The 20,222-nt window shown below is 54.5% G+C and carries 19 protein-coding genes; 8 read left to right on the forward strand and 11 right to left on the reverse strand.

The annotated features are described in order from the left end of the window. Positions 1-197: 197 nt before the first annotated feature. Genes antC through antA form a run of 3 tightly spaced genes read right to left on the reverse strand, consistent with a single transcriptional unit; the run spans position 198 to position 3,108 of the window. Positions 198-1,214, reverse strand: a complete 1,017-nt coding sequence (gene antC / locus H616_RS0101955) for an anthranilate 1,2-dioxygenase electron transfer component AntC (protein ID WP_027965845.1) — start codon at positions 1,212-1,214, stop codon at positions 198-200. A 19-nt stretch (positions 1,215-1,233) separates the two neighbouring features. After that, positions 1,234-1,719 carry an anthranilate 1,2-dioxygenase small subunit gene (gene antB, locus H616_RS0101960; RefSeq protein ID WP_027965846.1) on the reverse strand — a complete coding sequence of 162 codons (486 nt, stop codon included), beginning with the start codon at positions 1,717-1,719 and terminating at the stop codon, positions 1,234-1,236. 3 nt (positions 1,720-1,722) lie between these two features. Beyond that, complete coding sequence (gene antA, locus H616_RS0101965; protein ID WP_027965847.1) at positions 1,723-3,108, reverse strand: anthranilate 1,2-dioxygenase large subunit; 1,386 nt, start codon at positions 3,106-3,108, stop codon at positions 1,723-1,725. Between the two features lie 332 nt (positions 3,109-3,440). Here antA and H616_RS0101970 point away from each other — a divergent pair, with 332 nt between their 5' ends. Continuing rightward, the gene (locus H616_RS0101970) at positions 3,441-4,427 is read left to right on the forward strand and encodes an AraC family transcriptional regulator (protein WP_035572381.1); all 987 of its coding nucleotides are present in this window, start codon (positions 3,441-3,443) and stop codon (positions 4,425-4,427) included. 34 nt (positions 4,428-4,461) lie between these two features. Here H616_RS0101970 and H616_RS0101975 read toward each other — a convergent pair whose 3' ends face one another. Further along, positions 4,462-5,256 carry an IclR family transcriptional regulator domain-containing protein gene (locus H616_RS0101975; RefSeq protein ID WP_027965849.1) on the reverse strand — a complete coding sequence of 265 codons (795 nt, stop codon included), beginning with the start codon at positions 5,254-5,256 and terminating at the stop codon, positions 4,462-4,464. A gap of 315 nt (positions 5,257-5,571) precedes the next feature. Between H616_RS0101975 and H616_RS0101980 the strand changes: the two genes are divergently transcribed. The 4 genes from H616_RS0101980 to H616_RS0101995 are packed head-to-tail and all read left to right on the forward strand — an operon-like array spanning position 5,572 to position 9,243. Then, positions 5,572-6,402 (forward strand): CoA transferase subunit A, encoded by an 831-nt coding sequence (locus H616_RS0101980; RefSeq protein WP_027965850.1) that lies wholly within the window; start codon positions 5,572-5,574, stop codon positions 6,400-6,402. Next, positions 6,402-7,187 carry a CoA-transferase subunit beta gene (locus H616_RS0101985; protein WP_035572384.1) on the forward strand — a complete coding sequence of 262 codons (786 nt, stop codon included), beginning with the start codon at positions 6,402-6,404 and terminating at the stop codon, positions 7,185-7,187. The genes H616_RS0101980 and H616_RS0101985 overlap by 1 nt, the downstream gene beginning before the upstream one ends. Positions 7,188-7,196: 9 nt before the next feature. Beyond that, the gene (gene pcaF, locus H616_RS0101990) at positions 7,197-8,399 is read left to right on the forward strand and encodes a 3-oxoadipyl-CoA thiolase (protein ID WP_027965852.1); all 1,203 of its coding nucleotides are present in this window, start codon (positions 7,197-7,199) and stop codon (positions 8,397-8,399) included. 37 nt (positions 8,400-8,436) lie between these two features. Then, the gene (locus tag H616_RS0101995; RefSeq protein WP_027965853.1) at positions 8,437-9,243 is read left to right on the forward strand and encodes an alpha/beta fold hydrolase; all 807 of its coding nucleotides are present in this window, start codon (positions 8,437-8,439) and stop codon (positions 9,241-9,243) included. Positions 9,244-9,319: 76 nt separating this feature from the next. On the opposite strand, the gene H616_RS0102000 is transcribed toward H616_RS0101995, so the two are convergent. Continuing rightward, a complete protein-coding gene (locus H616_RS0102000; RefSeq protein WP_027965854.1) occupies positions 9,320-10,795 on the reverse strand; it encodes a protein adenylyltransferase SelO in 1,476 nt (491 codons plus the stop codon). An 81-nt stretch (positions 10,796-10,876) separates the two neighbouring features. On the opposite strand from H616_RS0102000, the gene H616_RS0102005 reads away from it, so the two are divergent. Then, positions 10,877-12,352, forward strand: coding sequence for a coniferyl aldehyde dehydrogenase (locus H616_RS0102005; RefSeq protein WP_027965855.1), 1,476 nt, complete (start codon positions 10,877-10,879; stop codon positions 12,350-12,352). 11 nt (positions 12,353-12,363) lie between these two features. On the opposite strand, the gene bioA is transcribed toward H616_RS0102005, so the two are convergent. From bioA to bioB, 6 genes are read right to left on the reverse strand one after another with little or no spacing between them, the layout of a single operon-like run. After that, a complete protein-coding gene (bioA, locus tag H616_RS0102010) occupies positions 12,364-13,671 on the reverse strand; it encodes an adenosylmethionine--8-amino-7-oxononanoate transaminase (protein ID WP_027965856.1) in 1,308 nt (435 codons plus the stop codon). A gap of 32 nt (positions 13,672-13,703) precedes the next feature. After that, on the reverse strand, positions 13,704-14,414 hold the full coding sequence (gene bioD / locus H616_RS0102015; RefSeq protein WP_027965857.1) for a dethiobiotin synthase: 711 nt from the start codon (positions 14,412-14,414) through the stop codon (positions 13,704-13,706). Between the two features lie 5 nt (positions 14,415-14,419). Beyond that, the gene (locus H616_RS0102020; protein ID WP_240470516.1) at positions 14,420-15,259 is read right to left on the reverse strand and encodes a methyltransferase domain-containing protein; all 840 of its coding nucleotides are present in this window, start codon (positions 15,257-15,259) and stop codon (positions 14,420-14,422) included. Further along, positions 15,243-15,998, reverse strand: coding sequence for an alpha/beta fold hydrolase (locus tag H616_RS14025; protein WP_051233912.1), 756 nt, complete (start codon positions 15,996-15,998; stop codon positions 15,243-15,245). Before H616_RS14025 ends, H616_RS0102020 begins: the two co-directional genes overlap by 17 nt. After that, the gene (gene bioF, locus H616_RS0102030; protein WP_027965859.1) at positions 15,995-17,152 is read right to left on the reverse strand and encodes an 8-amino-7-oxononanoate synthase; all 1,158 of its coding nucleotides are present in this window, start codon (positions 17,150-17,152) and stop codon (positions 15,995-15,997) included. Before bioF ends, H616_RS14025 begins: the two co-directional genes overlap by 4 nt. Beyond that, positions 17,139-18,191: a biotin synthase BioB gene (bioB, locus tag H616_RS0102035; protein ID WP_027965860.1), complete on the reverse strand. Its 1,053-nt coding sequence runs from the start codon at positions 18,189-18,191 to the stop codon at positions 17,139-17,141. The genes bioF and bioB overlap by 14 nt, the downstream gene beginning before the upstream one ends. A gap of 441 nt (positions 18,192-18,632) precedes the next feature. Here bioB and H616_RS0102045 point away from each other — a divergent pair, with 441 nt between their 5' ends. Together H616_RS0102045 and H616_RS0102050 are read left to right on the forward strand one after the other, a co-directional pair. Next, entirely contained in the window at positions 18,633-19,130 is a 498-nt protein-coding gene (locus H616_RS0102045) for a methylated-DNA--[protein]-cysteine S-methyltransferase (protein WP_027965861.1), read from the forward strand. Positions 19,131-19,163: 33 nt separating this feature from the next. After that, positions 19,164-20,156 (forward strand): LLM class flavin-dependent oxidoreductase, encoded by a 993-nt coding sequence (locus H616_RS0102050; RefSeq protein WP_027965862.1) that lies wholly within the window; start codon positions 19,164-19,166, stop codon positions 20,154-20,156. Positions 20,157-20,222 lie beyond the last annotated feature (66 nt).

The following is a 20,222-nucleotide window of genomic DNA, read 5'->3' on the forward strand; positions in this document are numbered from 1 at the left end:
TGGCGCATACGCACGATCACCATGGTCTGGCAGGCCATGGTGGCTACCGACAACTTGTGAGGGCGGATAGTCGGGAGGTCGACCAGCAACGTCTCAACTTCAGTGACCAAAACTTCGTGCATCAGAGACTCCAACGACGGTTGCCTCACGGCACCGTTCAAAAAATACAAATAATCAATGGCAATGCATTACAACCATCAACTCGAGATGAATTTTTCAAAGAATAATCGATACTCGCCAACGTCCGACGTTTCAAGCCACTGTTTTGATGCCTCAATCATCGGCGGCGGCCCACACAAATAGGCATCAAACGGTTGAGCTAGAAAATCAGGACTAAAAAGGTCACAGACAACGCCTTTTCTACCCTGCCAACCGTCCCCAGGGTTCATCACGATAGTCTCGTAAGCAAAGTCTGACAGTGAGTGAGTGAACGCCTCTAGCCGGTCAAGCTCGCTGAGGTCTGTTTCCTGAGTCACGCCATAGCAGAGCCGTATCGGTTGCTCCATACCCCCCTGGTTTTCGAGCTGATCCAACATACCCAGAAAAGCCGATAACCCGGTACCACCGGCAACCATCAATAATGGACGCTGCACTTCGCGCAAATAGAAAGCGCCTAGCGGTGCCTCCAGAGAGATGGCATCACCAACAACCGCGCTCTTTCGAAGATAATCACTCATCACTCCGCTCGGTAACAAGCGGATCAGAAAACGTAACTTGCCATCTTTCACCGTCGCTGTAGCGAAGGAATAAGCTCGCCATGCGCTAGTCCCAGGCACTTCAATACGCGCATACTGACCAGGCAGGTACTGCAATGCCTGAAGGGGGTCATCCAACGTGATTTCTAATATGGCAGCCGCGTCAGAGACCTGCTTAACCTCACTGACTTTGCCGTTATGTACCTCGGTCGCCACACTGCAAACGCTAGAGTCCACATCAAAGTAGAAAGAGGCTTGGGTCGATAGCAAACGCGTTTGGCAAGCCAACACATGGCCGTCTGCAACCTCCTCCTCCGTCAAGGTTTCATCATCGATATACTCAACATCGACATCACCTGACTCGCGCACGCAGCGACAGGTTCCGCAAACGCCTTCTCTACAGTCCACAGGCAGGTTAACGCCATGGCGCTGCGCTGCGTCCATCAACAACTCATTAGCACCTACTTTGACGAATCGCGTAATACCGTCCCTAAAGACAATGGCAGCAGTGTTATGCATGGCTCACCCTCCGGCGTAATCAGACGTGGTAGAAATCCAGGACGGAATCGATCCTGTCGCTGAGCAACACCGTATGCTTACGACTGATTTTCCAGTGTTGGTCTTCTTCACGCAGGGTGTAGTCAGCCGTGCCGAAAAACAGCCCGCACTCACCAAAGCGGAAAAAGTGCGTCACCCAGTTCACCTTGACCTGAAAGGAGCCATCCTCCTGCTGCTGATAACGCACGTTATTAATCAAATGCAGTGTGCGGGGCATCGGTGTTGATGCCGCCGACTTGCCTGTGCGCAGGCGAAACACTCGATCTTCAATCCCCGAGCGATCAGCATAATAAATCAACGACATTTCACGCTTGGGGTCACTGGTAATTTCATGCTCGCTCTTCCACTGCGGAATATGAAACTCACAGTCTGGAGTGAATTGGTCAAGGTACGCATCCCAATCCTGGGTATCGCAATATTCGGCGACTCGATAGAGAAACTGTTCAATGGATTGCTGATGGGTCATGACTTACACCTCCTGAAGCTTGAGTGCTTTCTTCTCGAGACCGTCAAGCAGCATCCGCTGCCAGTTGCCATGCTGGTTGACGAAAAGCCCTTCCTGAGTGAACTCAGTGCCAGTAATCACCGGATGAATGCCCAGCACTTGGCTATTATGGGTCTCACCGTACTCCCAGCTCTGGCACCCACGGGAAATATCATTCCAGTGAGTCGCTCGCGCCTCAAAGCCTCGCTGCTGCTCACGGAACTCCACTAAATCATCAGGCGTTCCCATGCCGGAAACATTGAAGAAGTCTTCAAACTGGCGGATACGGTTTTCGCGATCTGCGGCGGCCTCATCTTTAACACCAAGACACAGGCTGATAACTTCCGTCTTATTCCAGGCCAGCGGCCGCACGATACGCAACTGCGAGCTGATCTGATCCATAAAGAACAGGCTTGGATAGATATTCAAGTTACGCAGACGGTGCATCGTCCATTCAGCACGCTCTTGAGGGTGCTGCTCAAGCAAGCGCGGCATCACAGCGGCGTAGCCTGGGCGCACCTTGGGGTTAGGCATGTCGCTAAACAACAAACTATGACCATTTGAGAAGGTAAACCAGCCGTCGTCCGTATCCTTGTCGCCGGCGCCTAGCTTGCTGTAATCAAGGGAGTCTCCGCCTTCTGCCGTCCGTGCATCCAGCTCACGACGATGCTGTACAGTAGACACATAGTTATAGTGAACAGTGCTAACGTGGTAGCCATCCAGTCCATTCTCGTTCTGCAGCTTCCAGTTACCATTGAAGGTATAGCGTGACTCACCGGGCAGCACCTCAAGCTCTCCGACGTCAGACTGCTCAACCATCATGTCAAAGAATATTTTGGTATCGCCAAGAAATTCCTCAAGGCTCTGCGTAGACTCAGTATCCAGGCTAATGAAAACAAAGCCTTTATAGCTAGCAATGCGCGCTTGATTAAGACCGCGAGATGCTTTGTCGAAATCCTGCGGGTACTCATTGGGCGCTTTGACCTTGACTAAACGACCATCAGACTTGTAGCACCAGGCATGGAAGGGGCAGGTAAATGTTGACTGATTCCCTTGGCGCACCCGAGTCAGAGTCGCACCACGATGCTGACAAGTATTCCCCAACGCCCGTAACTCTCCTTTGGCATCGCGGGTAATAATCATCGGCTGACGACCTGCCTGCATGGTCATGAAGTCATTGTTATTAGGAATCTGGCTCTCGTGGCAGGCAAAGATCCATTGCTTCTCGAAAATCAGCTCCATTTCAAGATCAAACAATTCGTGGTCGGTAAACATTTCTCGAGACACACGATAAACGCCGTCATCGGGGCGAAAATCAATACAGTTCTCAACAAACTCTTGCCAGTCAGGTAAAGATCGATGTGCCGTCATTAGTAGTGTCTGCCTCGTTGCTTTATCGTTATGAGGCTTAACCTAGGGCGGTACACCCAGCAGTGCTATGCACTTCTTGCGCCAATGCTATGCACTTTTTATCTCACCCCGAAAACAAGCCCTGTATAGCCGCTCCCAAAGGTTAATCTTTAGTCTTACACCAACGCCATTCACGCGCCTGATGGATGGCCAGATGCTATAAAGATGGTATATTTCCCTCTTCAAGTTCGTTGTACGCACAATAATTCTTAAAACGAACAACAGCCTCTTCAGCGTATTCTTTCTGACAATAACAACCCGAGTGGCTAGCACTATAGAGGTGAGGAGACATCATGGCTTTGTCAATCAACACCCCAGCCCGCCAGCAAATCGCAATGTTGGCTCATACTCCGGATGATGCCTGGCGCTGGATGCGCAGCATTAATGGCCCCCACGCACTGGACGTACCTCGTCCTAGAGATCTGTCTTTTCGTCATGAAGGGACTACGCTAGGCAACCTCAGCATTGGCATCCTCGAATACGCCACCAACGTACACATTCAAGTACAGGATCTCGCGCACAGCTATAGCATCAGCCTGCCATTAGGTGGCTCTCAGTCTATTGAGCACCAACAGGATGAATTCATTTCCGATTGTGCAACAGCAGCCATTATCTCGCCTCACCAACCATTACGACTGACCATGACGGAAGACTGCCAAAAACACCTCGTCAGGTTGTCTCGTGAAGCGGTAAAGCAACGCCTGGAGCAACTGTTAGGGCGACGCGTCACGGCGCCCATTGTTTTTGACCCACGAATGCAACTGAATGGCGCACTGAAAGACTGGTGGAAAACAGTGACACATTTGCAAGAGCTGCTGAGTGCAGAACATTCGATGTGTGATCTACCAGAGGTTTGGGGTAACTTCGAAAGCGGCTTGGTCACTAGTTTATTATTCGCCCAGCCCCACAACTATTCCGTTGAGCTGCACGACCGCCAGCAGCAGCGTCCTAGCTATCTTGCTCACCTGGAGTCATTAATGGCCAACACACTCAAGCTTGGCCAGACGCTGACACTAGAAGACATGGAAAAAGCTTCCCATGTCTCACGCGAACGCTTATATCTTGACTTTCATACTTTTTTTGGCACGACACCTGTCGCTTACTTCCGCCAAATGCGCTATGAAGAAGCGCATCAACGGATGATAAATGCGAGTTGCAATGAAAGCGTTTCCAGCATAGCTATGGACTGCGGCTTTATGCAGTTAGGACGTTTTTCCAAAGAATATCAGGTGCGCTTCGGGGAGCAACCCTCTGAAACACTCAAGAGACACACCCACTGACATAGCAGGCGACACAACATCGCCAACGACTCCCTCAACGATGCGCGGCATCACAAATACGTCGCGCTTTTTCCTGCAATAAAGGAAGCATCTGGCAAGAAAGCACCTGCTCACTAACCCGAGCAGCATTGGTACTGACATTGATCGCCCCGATCAACTTACCATCCGCATCAAAAGCTGGCACAGCCAATGAGCGCAGCCCGTGTTCTAACTCCTGATCAACAATGGCATACCCTTGTCGCTGAGCTTCTTTAATCTTTTCCTTAAGTAGTGCTTTGTCAGTCACGCTCAGATCCGTATGCGGTGTTAAATCGACGCGCTCCAGATAAGCATCAAGCTGTACATTGGAAAGTTGAGCCAACAATACTCGGCCCATCGACGTATATGCCGCTGGCAACCGGGTCCCTACCGAAAACGTAATCGCCATCAACCGATGCGGGGCTGCCGAGCGAGCCACATAGCTCACCTCGTCACCATCCAGCACACCTAATGAAGATGACTCACCGCTCTCAGCCGTGATTTCCTCAAGGTATTGCTGAACCACCCCTCGATAATTGTTAGCGGACAAAAAAGCATAACCAAGCTGCAGTACCCGAGAGGCCAGCTCAAAGCTGCGACCCTGCTTTCGCACATAACCCAGCGAGTGCAGCGTCAGCAAAAAACGCCGCGCTTTAGCCCGGTTCATGCCGGTACGCGCGGCAACTTCGCTCAGCGTCATTCGTGGATGGGCATCATCAAAAGCCAGAATGACCTCAAGCCCGCTAGCCAAAGCAGCAACGAAATCACGGTCTTCTGGTGTCAAAGTGTCTTCTTGGGGCTGCGAAGCCATGTCTTACCGTGCCTCCATATATAGGCAACCACTTAAACCCCTACTCTAACATGGTCACTACTCGGACATGCCATCAGCTCAGCAAAAATGCTGCTTACCAATTGAAAAGCCACTCACTTTCAGCACGCCAAACCACGCAGCAACAGCTTACTCTGTCCCTTTCACCTGAGCATACCAAGCTTGACTCACCGACAAAGCCCGCCTAAATTGTTCGCAGAACAAACTTATGTTCGACAAATGAGCCGCTAGCTTACGTTGGCGAACGCAATAACCAGTGCCTATAACGCGCACTTATGACGAATAGAGGCGGACACGATGGCCAATTTCCTGAGCCTACATGATGCAGTAGCTCGCCATGTTGAAGACGGCGCTACCGTGGCCATGGAAGGCTTCACCCACTTGATACCCTTCGCTGCAGCCCACGAGGTCATCCGGCAAAAAAAGCGCGATCTAACGCTGATCCGCATGACACCAGATATCATCTATGACCAACTGATCGGCGCAGGTTGCGCCAAAAAGCTCATTTTTTCATGGGGAGGAAACCCTGGCGTGGGTTCTTTGCATCGCCTACGCGACGCCGTAGAAAAGGGCTGGCCGCATAAAATAGAGATTCTCGAACATAGCCATGCCGCTATGGCCTGTGCTTTTGAGGCCGGCGCTGCCGGCTTGCCAATGGCCGTGCTGCGCGGTTATGTGGGAAGCGAGCTGCCTAGTGTTAACCATCAGATTACGTTCATACAATGCCCTTTCACCCATGAGCGTTTAGCCGCAGTGCCATCGATCCGTCCTGATGTGTCGATCATTCACGCTCAAAAAGCTGACCGCTCTGGCAACGTCCTCATTGAAGGCATCGTTGGCGTGCAGAAAGAAGCTGTACTGGCGGCGAAACAAAGCATTATCACGGTAGAAGAAGTTGTCGAGGACCTGACCACAGAGCCTGATTATCACCCCAATGCCTGCATCATTCCTGGCTGGGCGATTGATGCAATCGCAGTCGCCGAGAAGGGAGCCCTACCTTCTTACACCCATGGCTACTACCCCCGTAACAATCACTTTTACAAAGAATGGGATGTTATCGCACGCGACAGGGACGCCTTCACCCAGTGGCTTGAGCAAAACGTCTACCGCACTAAAGGAGCCGTATAATGAGCCGCCTCGATTACTCTGCGTCAGAAATGATGACCGTCACTGCTGCTCGTGCGCTGGAGAACGGCATGACTTGTTTTGTTGGCATTGGGCTACCCAGCGAAGCCGCTAATCTAGCGCGCCTGTCCCACGCACCAGACATAGTACTGATTTATGAGTCTGGCACCCTTCAGACCAAACCAGACGTGCTGCCTCTTTCTATTGGTGATGGTGAGTTATGCGAGTCAGCACTAACAACCGTCGCTGTACCAGAGATGTTCCGCTATTGGTTACAAGGCGGAAAAGTCAATGTCGGGTTTCTAGGAACCGCACAAATTGACCGTTACGCCAACCTAAACACCACATTAATTGGCGACTACCAGGCGCCAAAAGTGCGGCTGCCTGGCGGCGGCGGTGCCCCAGAAATTGCGACTAACGCTGGCGAAGTTTTTATCACACTAAAACACTCTAAGCGTGCGTTTGTTAAAGACGTCGACTTTATTACCACCCTGGGCTTTGGTCGCGACGGAAAAGCTCGTGACGGCATTCCTAACATCGGCAAAGGACCTACCAGAGTCATCACCGACCTCTGCGTTATGACGCCTGACCCTGAGACAAAAGAGCTTGTCGTCGTGTCATTACATCCAGGCGTCAGCCAAGCAGATATCAGTGCAGCAACCGGTTGGGATATCCGTTTTTCTGACACCCTCGAAAGCACCCCTGAGCCCAGCGAAAAAGAGCTCGATATACTGCGCCAACTCAAGGCCCGTACCGAGCAAGCCCACGCCGCGCAGCAGGCCGAATAGGAAACCGCTATGACCGATGTTTATCTCTGCCACCCTCGACGCAGTGCAATAGGCCGCTTTGCTGGCACCCTCTCTAGTGTACGGCCCGATGACCTCGCCGCTAGCATATTTAAGGCGGTTCTGGCTGACGCACCGCAACTCGATCCAGCGGCCATCGACGATGTGTTCATGGGCTGCGCTAACCAAGCCGGCGAAGACAACCGGAGTGTGGCTCGCATGTCTCTGCTGCTGGCTGGCCTACCGACATCAATACCCGGCACCACCATGAACCGCCTATGCGGGTCTGGTATGGACGCTGTCGGTACGGCATTTCGCGCGATCAAAGCCGGCGACCTTGACCTGGCATTAGCGGGCGGCGTGGAATCAATGTCACGCGCACCTTACGTCATGGGCAAAGCCGACGGGGCTTTCTCGCGCAATCAGAAAATGGAAGACACCACGATTGGTTGGCGCTTCATCAACCCCAGAATGAAAGCGGCCTACGGTGTAGATTCCATGCCCGAGACGGCCGAGAATGTTGCTGAGCAGTTCAACATTTCTCGCCAAGACCAAGATCTGTTTGCCTTTCGCTCTCAACAAAAAGCGGCAGCTGCACAGCAGGCGGGGCGCTTTGCCGAAGAAATCACGCCTATCGAAATCCCGCGCCGCAAACAGGCAGCGTTAGTTTTCGAGCAGGATGAACACTTACGCGAATCCAGCCTGGACACTCTCGCGAGCCTCCCCACTCCCTTTCGTGACGGTGGCTGTATCACGGCTGGTAACGCGTCAGGCGTAAACGATGGCGCGGCAGCCATGCTGGTTGCCAGTGCAGCCGCTGTTGAAGCGCACCAACTCACACCAGTGGCAAAAATCATTGGTATGGCCACCGCTGGCGTCGAGCCTCGTATCATGGGCTATGGCCCAGTACCTGCTGTTAACAAACTGCTCAAACGCACGGGAATTTCGCTTGATGAGGTCGATGTCATCGAACTCAATGAGGCGTTTGCCGCCCAAGCACTCGCCTGCATGCGAGACCTTGGGCTCAAAGATGATGACCCGCGCGTCAATCCCAACGGGGGAGCAATTGCTCTTGGCCACCCGCTCGGCATGTCTGGCGCACGCTTATTGCAAACAGCCGCTCACGAGCTGCATAAAACCGGCAAGCGGTACGCACTGTGTACGATGTGCGTTGGCGTGGGCCAAGGTATTGCGACCTTAATAGAACGCGCCTGATTACACGCAACTGATTCAACGCAACCAAGGAAATCTCATGGACTTTCTGACAATTCATGGGCGCAGTGTTGCCTACCGTCTGTTGGGCAACTCTGAAAAGCCGTTGTTACTGTTGGCTCACCCGCTTGGCATGAGCCAAGCTGTCTGGGATAGCCTGCTGCCAAGCCTACTGCCACATGTGCGGGTGCTAACATGGGATTTACCAGGCCACGGTGCCAGCGAGGCCTGGCAAGGAGAATGTATTACGCCTAAAGACCTGGCCACTGAAGCGATAGCGCTGGCAAATCATGCCAACAGCACGCATTTTCACTTCATCGGCACATCGATTGGCGGCGTCATTGGCCAGCAGCTACTGGTGGAGCAGGCTGAGCGACTCAGCTCTGTGACGTTGACCAATACCGGTGCAGTGATCGGCACTAACGAGCTGTGGTCCGCCCGTGCGGCACGAGTCCGCGAGGAAGGCTTAGCAGCAATGAGTCACGACATTGTTCCGCGCTGGTTTGCAGAACCCTATCTGGAGGCCAACCCAGCCCTTAAGGCTGGCTGGATGACCCAAATGGGGCGCAGCGATGACGAAAGCTACGCCCTGCTTTGTGAAATGCTTGGCACATGTGACTTCAGCGCCCACCTGAATGGCATCCGCTCACATCATCCCCACCTAGATGTCTACCTACTGGGAGGCAGCGACGACCTGGCCACCACACCGGCGACGCTTGACGCCTTAGCGACCGCTCTGGATGGCGCCCCGCTAAGCATTCTTGCTGGTGTCGGGCATGTGCCTTCCGTGGAAAATCCCAGCGCGCTGTTATCACACCTTCTCAACAGACTGCATGAAAACGGCTAACACTAAGACGGCCAGTACAAAGGTCGACGAGTAAGCCGGGCAGCGGCAACACAGCAGGTGAGAAATACGGCCACGGCTAAGTACCACAAAACGTGCGAAGCACCTGCTCTCCATCCAGAGGCGGCTGCCTGAAGTCGACACACTCATTTGAAGCATCAAACGGGTGCGTCACAGCCGCCAGCAACGCGTTGAACGGTGCGAAGTCGTCGCGCTCACTGGCGGCTTCAATGACCTGCTCGACCCGATGATTCCGCGGAATCACTGCTGGGTTAACTGCGCACATTCGCTCAAAGACTTCCTTGGCTGACGCCTGTTCGTCACCAAGCCGCTGGCGCCAACGCACAAGCCAAGCCTCGATATCCTTAGGCTGATCGAACACCGCAACTAACTGCTCGGCCCCTTCAGGTGTCACCGCCCCCGCTAAATAGTGAAATGTCAGTGTGAAATCAGCGCTGCCTTGGTGCATAACTTCCAGCAAATCAGCAGCAAGCACGGCATCAGCATCTTGCGCTGTGCTTAGCCCCAGCTTGTGACGCATCGCACTCAGCCAATGCCGCTGGTAGCGCTCATTGAACGTTTCCAACACCTCTGTGGCTTCGGCAATTGCCTGTTTGCTGTCATGGCCCATTAACGGCAGAATCGCTTCGGCGAAACGCGCAAGGTTCCATTGCGCCATCGACGGTTGATTGGCGTAGGCATAGCGCCCCCGCCCATCAATCGAGCTAAACACGGTCATCGGGTCATAGCGGTCCATAAAGGCACAGGGGCCGTAGTCGATGGTTTCGCCGCCAATCGCGCAGTTATCCGTGTTCATCACCCCATGAATGAACCCTACACTCATCCATTTAGCGATTAGCTTCGCCTGCCGCTCTATTACGGCTTCCAGCAGTGCCATCGGCTGTGCATCAGCGGCTAGTTCCGCCAACTCAGGGTAGTGGCGAACAATGGCCTCATCAACCAGCACGCGCAGCGCCGCTTCATCACCTCTAACAGCAAAGTACTGGAAGGTGCCCACGCGCAGATGACTTGACGCCACCCGGGTCAGCACCGCGCCAGGCTCAGGCATACGCCGGTAAACCCGCTCACCCGTCGTTGTTGCTGCCAGCGCCCGAGTGGTTGGCACCCCCAGCGCATGCATGGCCTCGCTAACCAAATACTCACGCAGCACCGGCCCTAGCGGTGCTCGGCCATCGCCACCACGGGAGAATGGCGTACGACCACTACCTTTAAGCTGAATATCACGCAGCTGCCCAGCGCGATTTCTTGCCTCGCCCAGCAACAGCGCGCGCCCGTCGCCCAACTGCGGAACAAAGTTACCAAACTGATGGCCAGCGTAAGCGGCGGCTGTCGGTTTAAGCTCTTCGGGCAGCGCGTTACCAGAAAACAGCTCAGCGGCGCGCGCTTCATCAAAACATGCCAGCTCCATTCCCAGGTCTTCGGCCAAAGGCCGGTTAAGGGCGACCAAGCGCGGCTTAGGCACCGGCGTTGGGTATACCTCGGCGCGCATGTGCTCAGGAAGATCAGCGTAACGATGAGAAAGTGGCGGTAACATGATGACTCCTGTTGGTAATCGCTTCAGCCTAACTGATACTGACGATACAGCGAACTGCTAGCGGCTACTTGGAGAAAAAACATGCCTCCTGACACTCACGCATCAGAACACTCAGCCAAAGCGCGGTTGCAGGCGTTGCTTTCACGCCAACAAACAGCCTTTCGAGAGGCCCCTATGCCTAACCTCGCCAGTCGCATGGCCGATCTCAAGGCACTCTCTCGGCTACTTGATGACAACCGCGAGGCAATCATTCAAGCGATTTGCGCCGATTACGGTCAGCGTTCGCGCCATGAAACCTTACTCTATGAGTTCACGGTGGTATTTGACGAACTGCGCCATGCTCGCCGCCACCTCAAGTCCTGGATGCGCCGCCAGCACCGTCGCGTTAACCCGCTCTTATACGCCAGTTCACGCAATACCGTGCTGCCACAGCCACTAGGCGTCATCGGCGTTATTGTGCCGTGGAACTTTCCCATTACCCTCAGCCTAGGGCCGTTAGTCGGTATTCTGGCCGCCGGTAACCGAGCCATGGTTAAAATGAGCGAACGCTCGCCACACCTAGCCGAGCTGCTAACCAACATCAGCCCACAGTATCTGGCCGAAGATACACTTAGTTTCATTGCCGACAGCCCCTCGGCCAACAGCGCACTGGGGCCGATTTTTTCAGCGCTGCCCTTTGATCACTTACTATTCACCGGCAGTACGACTACCGGCCGCGCTGTCATGCGCAATGCCGCTAATAACCTGACCCCAGTCACGTTAGAGCTCGGCGGTAAGTCACCCGCCATCGTGTCGGCTGATTTTCCATTACAGCGCGCCGTTGAGCGCATCATGCATGCCAAGCTGATCAATGCTGGGCAAATTTGTACCAGTGTGGACTATGTCTTTGTGCCACGCGAACAGGTCGAAGACTTCATCGCCCTCGCACGTCAACATGTCGCGCGTCGCTATCTCGAAAAACCAAACGTGCTCAGCAACGACTACACCGCCATCATCGATGAGCGCGCTTGGCAACGGCTACACAACCTGCTTGATGATGCCCTCAACCATGGCGCTCAGTTAATTAACCTGGCCAGCCACAGCAATGAAAAGCATCCTGACAATACCGCTCAACGCAAACTGGCCCCACACTTACTGCTCAACGTCAACAACGACATGCAGGTGATGCAACAAGAAATTTTTGGCCCACTGCTACCGATTCTTGCCTACGACGACCCACAAGAAGTGATCGACTTTGTCGCAGCACGACCACGCCCCCTGGCAATCTACCCCTTTACCCACAACAAAGCCCTGCGCGACCGCTATATCCATCAGCTGCTATCCGGCGGCGTTTCCGTCAATCAAGCGCTACTGCACGTGGGCCAGAGCGACCTACCCTTCGGCGGCGTCGGCGCCAGTGGAATGGGCCACTACCACGGCCACGAAGGCTTCAATACCTTCTCTAAGCTACGCCCCATCTACCAGCAGGGGCCCATCGACAGCCTCAGGCTGCTAATGCCGCCCTATACCAACCGCACCGACCGCCTGCTAACGTGGCTGATGCGACTCTTGCGCTGAACCGTTTATGTTTAAGGCTGACGCGTCGGTGATTTTCGCTCCGCCCCTGCGTCAGCCAAAAACCACGCTTTCATTACGTCTGTAATTTCGACCATCTCACGGTCACTGGTAATATAAGCAGGCATGGTATAGAGCCAACGACCAATCGGGCGCAGCCATACGCCGTTAGAGCGCGCAAAGTCGCCTACGCCGTCAAGCGCTTCAGCGCTAATGGCTTCAATGACTGCCGTAGCCCCCAACACTCGTACATCGGCCACCAGCGGATGAGAGCTTAGCGCCGCATCGCCAACCAACTCACGGTTCAGAATGGCACTCAAGCGTTCAATTTTTCCCAGATAATCATCGTCTTCAAACACGCTAAGACTTTCCAGAGCGACACGGCAGGCCAACGGATTACCCATAAAGGTGGGTCCGTGCATAAAGGCATGCTGCTCACTGTCACCAATGAAGGCATCGTGAACACGATCCGTAGCCAAGGTTGCTGCATGCCCCAGGTAGCCACCAGTTAAGCCTTTAGAAAGCACCATGATATCGGGCGTTATATCGGCGTGATCAACCGCAAACATCTTCCCAGTACGGCCAAACCCAGTGGCCACTTCGTCAGCAATTAATAAAACATTGAATTCATCACACAGAGCCCGAGCCCCTTTAAGATACTCAGGAGAGGTCATGTTTAACCCACCGGCTGCTTGTAACAACGGCTCCATCAATAACGCAGCAACGTCTTGATGGTGTCGCTCAAGTACACCACGCAACGCGCGCAAATCGTACTCAACCTGCTCAGGCCCAGCATGGAATGACGCCGTTGGTGCTGGTGCAAAGTAATGGGTTGGCAACAGCCCAGAAAACAGACTGTGCATACCCTCCTCAGGATCACACACCGCCATACAACCTGTGGTATCGCCATGGTAAGCCTTCATGAGGGAGAGCATTCGTGCTTTGCCAGGGTTGCCGGTCAAGACGTGATACTGCAGCGCCATTTTCATTGCCACTTCCATGCCGACAGAACCACTATCAGAATAGAACACGTGATTGAGGCTAGCGGGCGTAATACGCACCAGCTCTTTTGCCAAACGTTGAGCCGGCTCATGGGTCAGTCCACCCAGCATGACATGGCACAAAGTATGTGCCTGCTCGACAATCGCCTCCACCAACCGCGGGTGGCGATAACCATGGATCATGCACCACCAAGAGCACGTAGCATCCAGCAGCCGTTCGCCGCCTTCAAGCTCAAAGTGCGCACCCTGGCCAGCCACAACGGTAGGTGCGGGCGCTTGAGTTTTCACATGCGCATAAGGATGCCAAACATGAGAGGTCATCACGACTCCTGTAACACACTATGGGAAGACGATTAAAAGGAAGGCGCTTCAAGTAAGAGCCTGTCAAGGGATAGATATTCAGAGGCGGCTTCGGCGCTAGGCCGCTCTAAATGTGGAATAACGCCTAAGCAAGGTGCTAGCAGTGTTTCGCTGAGAAACGCCACATTAGCCGAAAAGCGTGTTTTATCTGCGGCAAACTCGGATGCCACTTCGCTACCCACCCAGCCGATGAGGTGCAGACCATCAGCGGCAATTGCCTCGGCACTTAATCGCGCATGATTCAAACAACCAAGCTTGAGCCCTACCACGAGAATCACCGGCACGTTAAGCCCAGCCGCGAGGTCAGAAAAGTCTTGGCGTGTGTTAAGTGGCACTCGCCAACCACCAGCCCCCTCTATCACACAAAAATCTCGCGGTGTTTTTGCAAGTGTCTGCTTGAGCGCGGCAATGATAGCGATAGCGTCAAGGTCACACCCCGCTTCCTCAGCAGCCAAGTGCGGGGCAATCGCTGGAGCAAAGGTAAAGCAGTTAACGGTATCGTACTCAACCGCAGGGTCACTTTGCCTTTGAAGGACCAGCGCATCGGCGTTACGAAGTCCATCGCCCGAGGCCTCGCTGCCGGAAGCGACGGGCTTTAGTCCTAGGGTCGTAAGCCCTTGCTGTCGAGCGGCATATAATAGCCCGCTCGCCGCGAGCGTTTTGCCAGCATCAGTGTCAGTGCCTGTCATAAATAACGTCGTCATCGTGGTTACTCAAACGCTGAAGATGAGGTTGAATCAGCCACAAGAACAAGCGCTAAGCAGCGATAACTGACCGGCAGCCCTTGAGGAGCCCGCAAGGTTTCAAAGCGTGTTCTGGCAGCGGCTAGATCACGGCGAGTCAACGTTGCACCAGGCCGAGCGACTTGAGCCCCAACACCTTTAATAGATGCCATCACCGCAGACATATCAGGGTAAAAAAAGCGCTCGCTATACTCATCGGTGCGCACAGGCCTCAGCCCCGCTGCTGTTGCAATTTGGTAGTAACTCTCGCCACTGAGGTAGTCAAGAAATGCATCAGGCCGCTGCCAAGCAAAAGCCACTTCGTTTAACGTGCCTGGCAACAGTGTGGTCAATACAACCCGGCCGCCAGGAACCAGTACTCGGGCAAACTCTGACATCACAGCGCCAACGTCGGAACACCACTGCACGGCCAAATTAGAAAAAATCAGTTCAACACTGGCGCGTTCAACAGGCAACGCGACCGCATCGCCCTGACGCCAATCAATCCGGCTAGAGCGTTGTTTTGCTTGAGCCAGCATACCCTGCGCAATATCAATACCAATCACCGCTGCATCGGCATAACGCTCCGCAAGACGCTGCGTCCAATACCCCGTGCCACAGCCCACATCTACAATGCTGTGAGCGCTCAGGGGCAGACTCTCCCAGAGCCGGCGACCGATATGTTGCTGCGCCCCAGCAAGTGCATCGTAACGCGGTGCCGCACGCGAAAATGCCCGCGCTATACGTGCCTGCCTATCGGCAGAAGGATCTGAGCCGGTCATCAACGCTGAGCACTGCGTATGAGGGGCATTAACCGTAATAGCCATACCCCCTCCTCTGACTAAACAACCATGTTACTGTCTGCTGACATGCTGCTGCCTGCTGAATAAGCGCGGCAGCTAGAAGCGCGGGCTGTGAAAGCATTGGGCAATGCCCTGCGTCAGCAAGAACTTGGCTCTTCAGCCGCTGCGGTGTACCGACCAAGGGGTCGGCATCACCAACAAGCTGGATTACTGGGCAAGAGAGACTAGCAAGACGTTTGCGATTATCAATTTTGGCAAGCCAATTTAACCCTGCACTCAGAGTGGCAGTATCCGCCGCTGGCTTGACTAGCAGGTCACTCAACATGCGATAGGCTAAACGTGGATCCGGTTCACCTTGGGTTTGCCAGCGCAAAAAGTGCCGCCAAGTCGAGTAGGGCTTACGTTCAAAGGCTCGAATAAAAGCCTTTAGCTCATTATCAGTGACACCATCATCTGCACAGAATCGCTCACCGGCACCCAGCAGAATAATTCCCTGCGGTTCAGGCAAATAAGCAGTCAACGCAGTGGCCAACAACCCGCCCAATGACCAGCCTACCCATACACTCTGTGTTTGCAGCGGCTCGGCCATAGCGCATGCCAAGTCTGCAAGCGTATGACTAGATAAAGGGGGAGTATGGCAGTAGCCCGGCCAGTCCACTGCCCTGACATTCACGTTCTCTGGCCAAAAAGGTGCCAGCGATTGCCAAATACGTGCATCAACGCCCCAGCCTGAAAGCAGCGTTAAGCAAAGCGGTGCGGTCACAGCGCCTCCTTGCGCAGGCACTGCCCAAGCGTCTCTAGCAGACGGTCGATATCCTTACGCCTGTGGCAGGCTCTCAAGGTAACGCGAAGTCGGGACTGTCCTCGCGGCACGCTAGGCGGCCGAATGGCACCTACGGCGATATTCTGGCACTTAAGTTCATCGGCCCAGCGAAGGGTCCGCGCCTCATCACCAAGCAGTAATGGCTGAATCGGTGTCTCGGACTGAGCCAATGGCAAGCCAAGGCTCTGCGCTCCACAACGAAATTGTCCAATGTTCTCTCGCAGCCGATGACGACGCTCAGGCTCTGCCTGCAAGATCTCAAGCGATGTTAGCGTCGCACTGGCCACCCCAGGCGGCTGAGCGGTGGTATAAGTATAGCTGCGCGAAAACTGCAGCACATGTTCAACCAGTGCCGTATCACCAGCCACAAAAGCCCCGGCGGTACCCAGCGCCTTACCCAAGGTACCTATCAGTATCGGCACCTCAGCGCTTGTAAAGCCTTCCGTGCAGCCAGCAGCTCGCTCGCCCAGCACGCCAACCCCATGAGCGTCGTCGATCATCAGCCACGCTCGATGCTTGCGGCTAATGGCGGATAGCCCAGCAATATCCGCCACATCCCCATCCATACTGAAGACACCGTCACTAACCACTAGCCGGTGCTCCCTTTCATTACGGGCAAGCAAGCGCTGCAAATCTGCCATATCGCAGTGGTGAAAACGTCTTGAGGGAGCGCCGGAAAGCGTGGCTCCGTCGATCAGTGAGGCATGATTAAGCCGATCTTGAAAGATCGCAGTATGCGGGTCAGCAAGCGCCTGAAGCACCCCCAGGTTGGCCATATACCCTGTAGAAAAAAGCAGCGCTCGCTCACGGCCTAACCACTCAGCAAGCGCAACTTCAAGCGCTTCATGGACAGACAAGTGACCGTTCACCAAATGGGAAGCGCCAGCCCCCGCCCCAAAGCGACGTGCACCTTTCGCTTGTGCTTCGCAAACACGCGGATCAAGCGCCAAGCCCAGATAGTCGTTACTCGCAAAATCAAGACTATTACCTTGGTTAACTTGGCGTACTCGCCAGCGTTGAGAGCGTTCATACTCGGCTCGTGCAGCGCTCAAACGCTTGCCCCACGAACAACCTGCCGATTCAAACACTGGCATCCACCGCAAGCGCATCAACTTGAGCGACACGGGCTCGCTGAGCCAAGCGCGCGCTTTGCGTGTCGTCGCTTTCACAGGTATTGCGGGTTTCGGAGTGTAAGCCCAGTTTGGTAAAAAGCGCGCGATCACGCTGGGCTTGGGGGTTATCGGTGGTCAGCAGTTTATCGCCATAAAAAATCGAATTCGCCCCCGCTATGAATGCAAGCGCTTGGGTCGATTCCGTCATCTGCTCTCGCCCCGCTGACAACCGCACATGGCTGCGAGGCATCAAAATACGCGCTACGGCAATAGCGCGAACAAACACCAACGGGTCCAGATCTTCAACGTTTTCTAACGGCGTTCCCGGCACCTTAACCAACATATTGATAGGGACAGATTCAGGATGCGGTGACAAGCTCGCCAGCTGTTGAAGTAGCGCACTACGATCATTGGCACCTTCCCCCATGCCCAAGATGCCACCAGAACACACTTTCATCCCCGCATCACGCACATGGCTGAGAGTTTCCAAGCGTTCCGCGTAGCTGCGCGTGGTGATGATTTCCGCATAGTAGTCTGGCGAGGTATCCAAGTTGTGATTGTAGTAATCCAGCCCAGCGTCAGCTAACCGACTGGCTTGGTCACCATCAACCCGCCCCAAGGTCATGCACGTTTCCAGCCCCAGTTCTTTGACACGACGCACCATTTCTTCAACCACCCGTAGGTCTTTTTCCTGCGGACGTTTCCACGCGGCTCCCATACAGAATCGGCTAGCACCTGCTGCCTTAGCGGCACGAGCCTGAACAACAACTTGCTCCACCGCCATCAGCTTCTGTTTTTCCAGCTGAGTATTGTAGTGGCCTGACTGCGGGCAATACTTACAATCCTCAGGACAAGCGCCGGTTTTAATCGATAACAGCGTAGATACCTGAACCGCATTGGGATCGAAATGCTGGCGATGCACCTGTTGTGCGCGAAACAGCAAGTCATTAAATGGCAGCGCAAATAATGCATTGATTTCGTCAAGGGTCCAGTCGTTTCGTAAAGCGGCAGCCGCGGTCATTGCGTCAACTCTTTGCTTATTAATAAGTTGACAAGACTGTAGCGGTGACACTCACCCTTAGTCAACTTTGATTTTAAATTAAGTTGACTCGATGTGGGCGCAAAAAATCACACACGTCGCACAAGCCAAAAACCGACATCACCACCCAAACTCAACGCTGAACAACGTCGCGCTGAACAACGTCGTGTCCAGCTCTCCCCCTCTCACATCAGCCCGCCTTGCTTAGCCGAAGACAAGCCAGCAAAGAGGGCTTTATCATGGAGTGGTTATTGGATTTTTATGGACTGATTTGGCCTGCCCTGACACTGGCCATATGGGTCGTGACCTGCCGAGCAGTGCTCCGCGACCCTCGTGAAGTAAAACGCGAGCACCGTGATATGGTGTAGCACTTAGCGCGATTTTACGCGCTCCTCTTCATGCACTCATGGCGGGTCTCGACTCATGACTACCGACGCATTCGACTATTTTTGCCCACCGCCCGGCACGGTTCGAGGGTTGATTCTGATCCGCGCCAACCAGAGTGCTCTGACAAGAGTCGACTTCATCAACGAAGCCGCGGCGCACCATGCGCCGCAGCCCAATACATTAACCCAAAGCGCCAGCCACCAGCTGGCAGAGTACTTCTCCGGCCAAAGACAGCACTTCGACCTACCCCTGGCACCCGCAGGAACCGACTTTCAGCGACGTGTGTGGCAGGCTCTGACTGAGATCTCTTTCGGTGAAACCTGCAGCTACGGCGAGCTGGCCGGCCGGGTTGGCAGTAAAGGGGGGCAACGTGCTGTGGGAGCAGCCAACGGAAAAAACCCCATTTCCGTCATCATTCCCTGCCATCGCGTTATCGGCAGCAACGGTAAACTTACCGGCTATGCCGGCGGTATCGATCGCAAACAATGGTTACTCTCTTTCGAAGCTGACGAAATGCCCTTCGAACTGGACTGACATTTTCGCCCTCTGATGGTTAGCGAGGAAGACATGACCTTACTCAGCAAAACGCCCCTTTCCGTGTTAGACCTAGCCCCCATTCGCCAAGGTGGCAGCATACGCGACGCGTTCGACGACAGTGCTGCTCTGGCGCGCAAAGCCGACGAGCTTGGCTATAACCGCTACTGGCTGGCCGAGCACCACAATATCGACGGCATCGCCAGCGCTGCCACGTCGGTACTGATCGGCCATATCGCAGGCCAAACGCAACGCATCCGCGTAGGCAGCGGCGGTATCATGCTGCCCAACCATGCGCCACTGGTGATTGCTGAGCAGTTCGGCACCTTGGCAACCCTTTACCCTGAACGAGTTGACCTAGGACTGGGCCGCGCGCCAGGTGCCGATGGCGCCACGATGCGCGCCCTGCGTCGGGACTCTTTCGCTGGCGCTGATGACTTCCCGCAACGGCTTGAAGAACTACGCGGCTACTTGGGCGCAGCCGCCCCCGAGCAACGTATTCGCGCCGTGCCGGGGCAAGATACCCACGTTCCCATTTGGCTGCTCGGTTCCAGCGGCTATAGCGCTCAGTTAGCGGCACAACTGGGGCTGCCATTTGCCTTCGCCGCCCAATTCGCACCTGCCTACTTACTTGATGCACTGTCTCTGTATCGCAGCCAGTTCCGGCCCTCTAAGGTGCTGGATGCACCTTACGCCATGGTCGGCCTCCCAGTCATCGTGGCCGACAGTGATGCCCACGCGCACTACCTTTCCACCACCGCTCAGCAAAAGTTTCTCAACTTGCACCGTGGTAAAAGCACTAAGGCGCTACCGCCGGTGGAAAGTATCGACTGGACATCCAGAGAGCGCGCCGCTGTTGCACAGAACCTCGGAGCTGCCATCATCGGCAGCGCTGAAACGGTACGAAACGACCTGGAGCGTTTTTTGCAGCAAACTGGGGCCAATGAGTTAATGGTGGTCACCGACGTCTACGACCGCCAAGACCGACTACACTCCATTGAGCTTCTGAACGCATTGCGGCGCTGAAAGCGGACGTCGCACAATAAAGCAAGCTGGAAACAGACAAACTATCAGCAAAACGCCCGGAACACG

The organism is Halomonas halocynthiae DSM 14573, from assembly GCF_000425725.1.
Lineage (GTDB): Bacteria > Pseudomonadota > Gammaproteobacteria > Pseudomonadales > Halomonadaceae > Halomonas > Halomonas halocynthiae.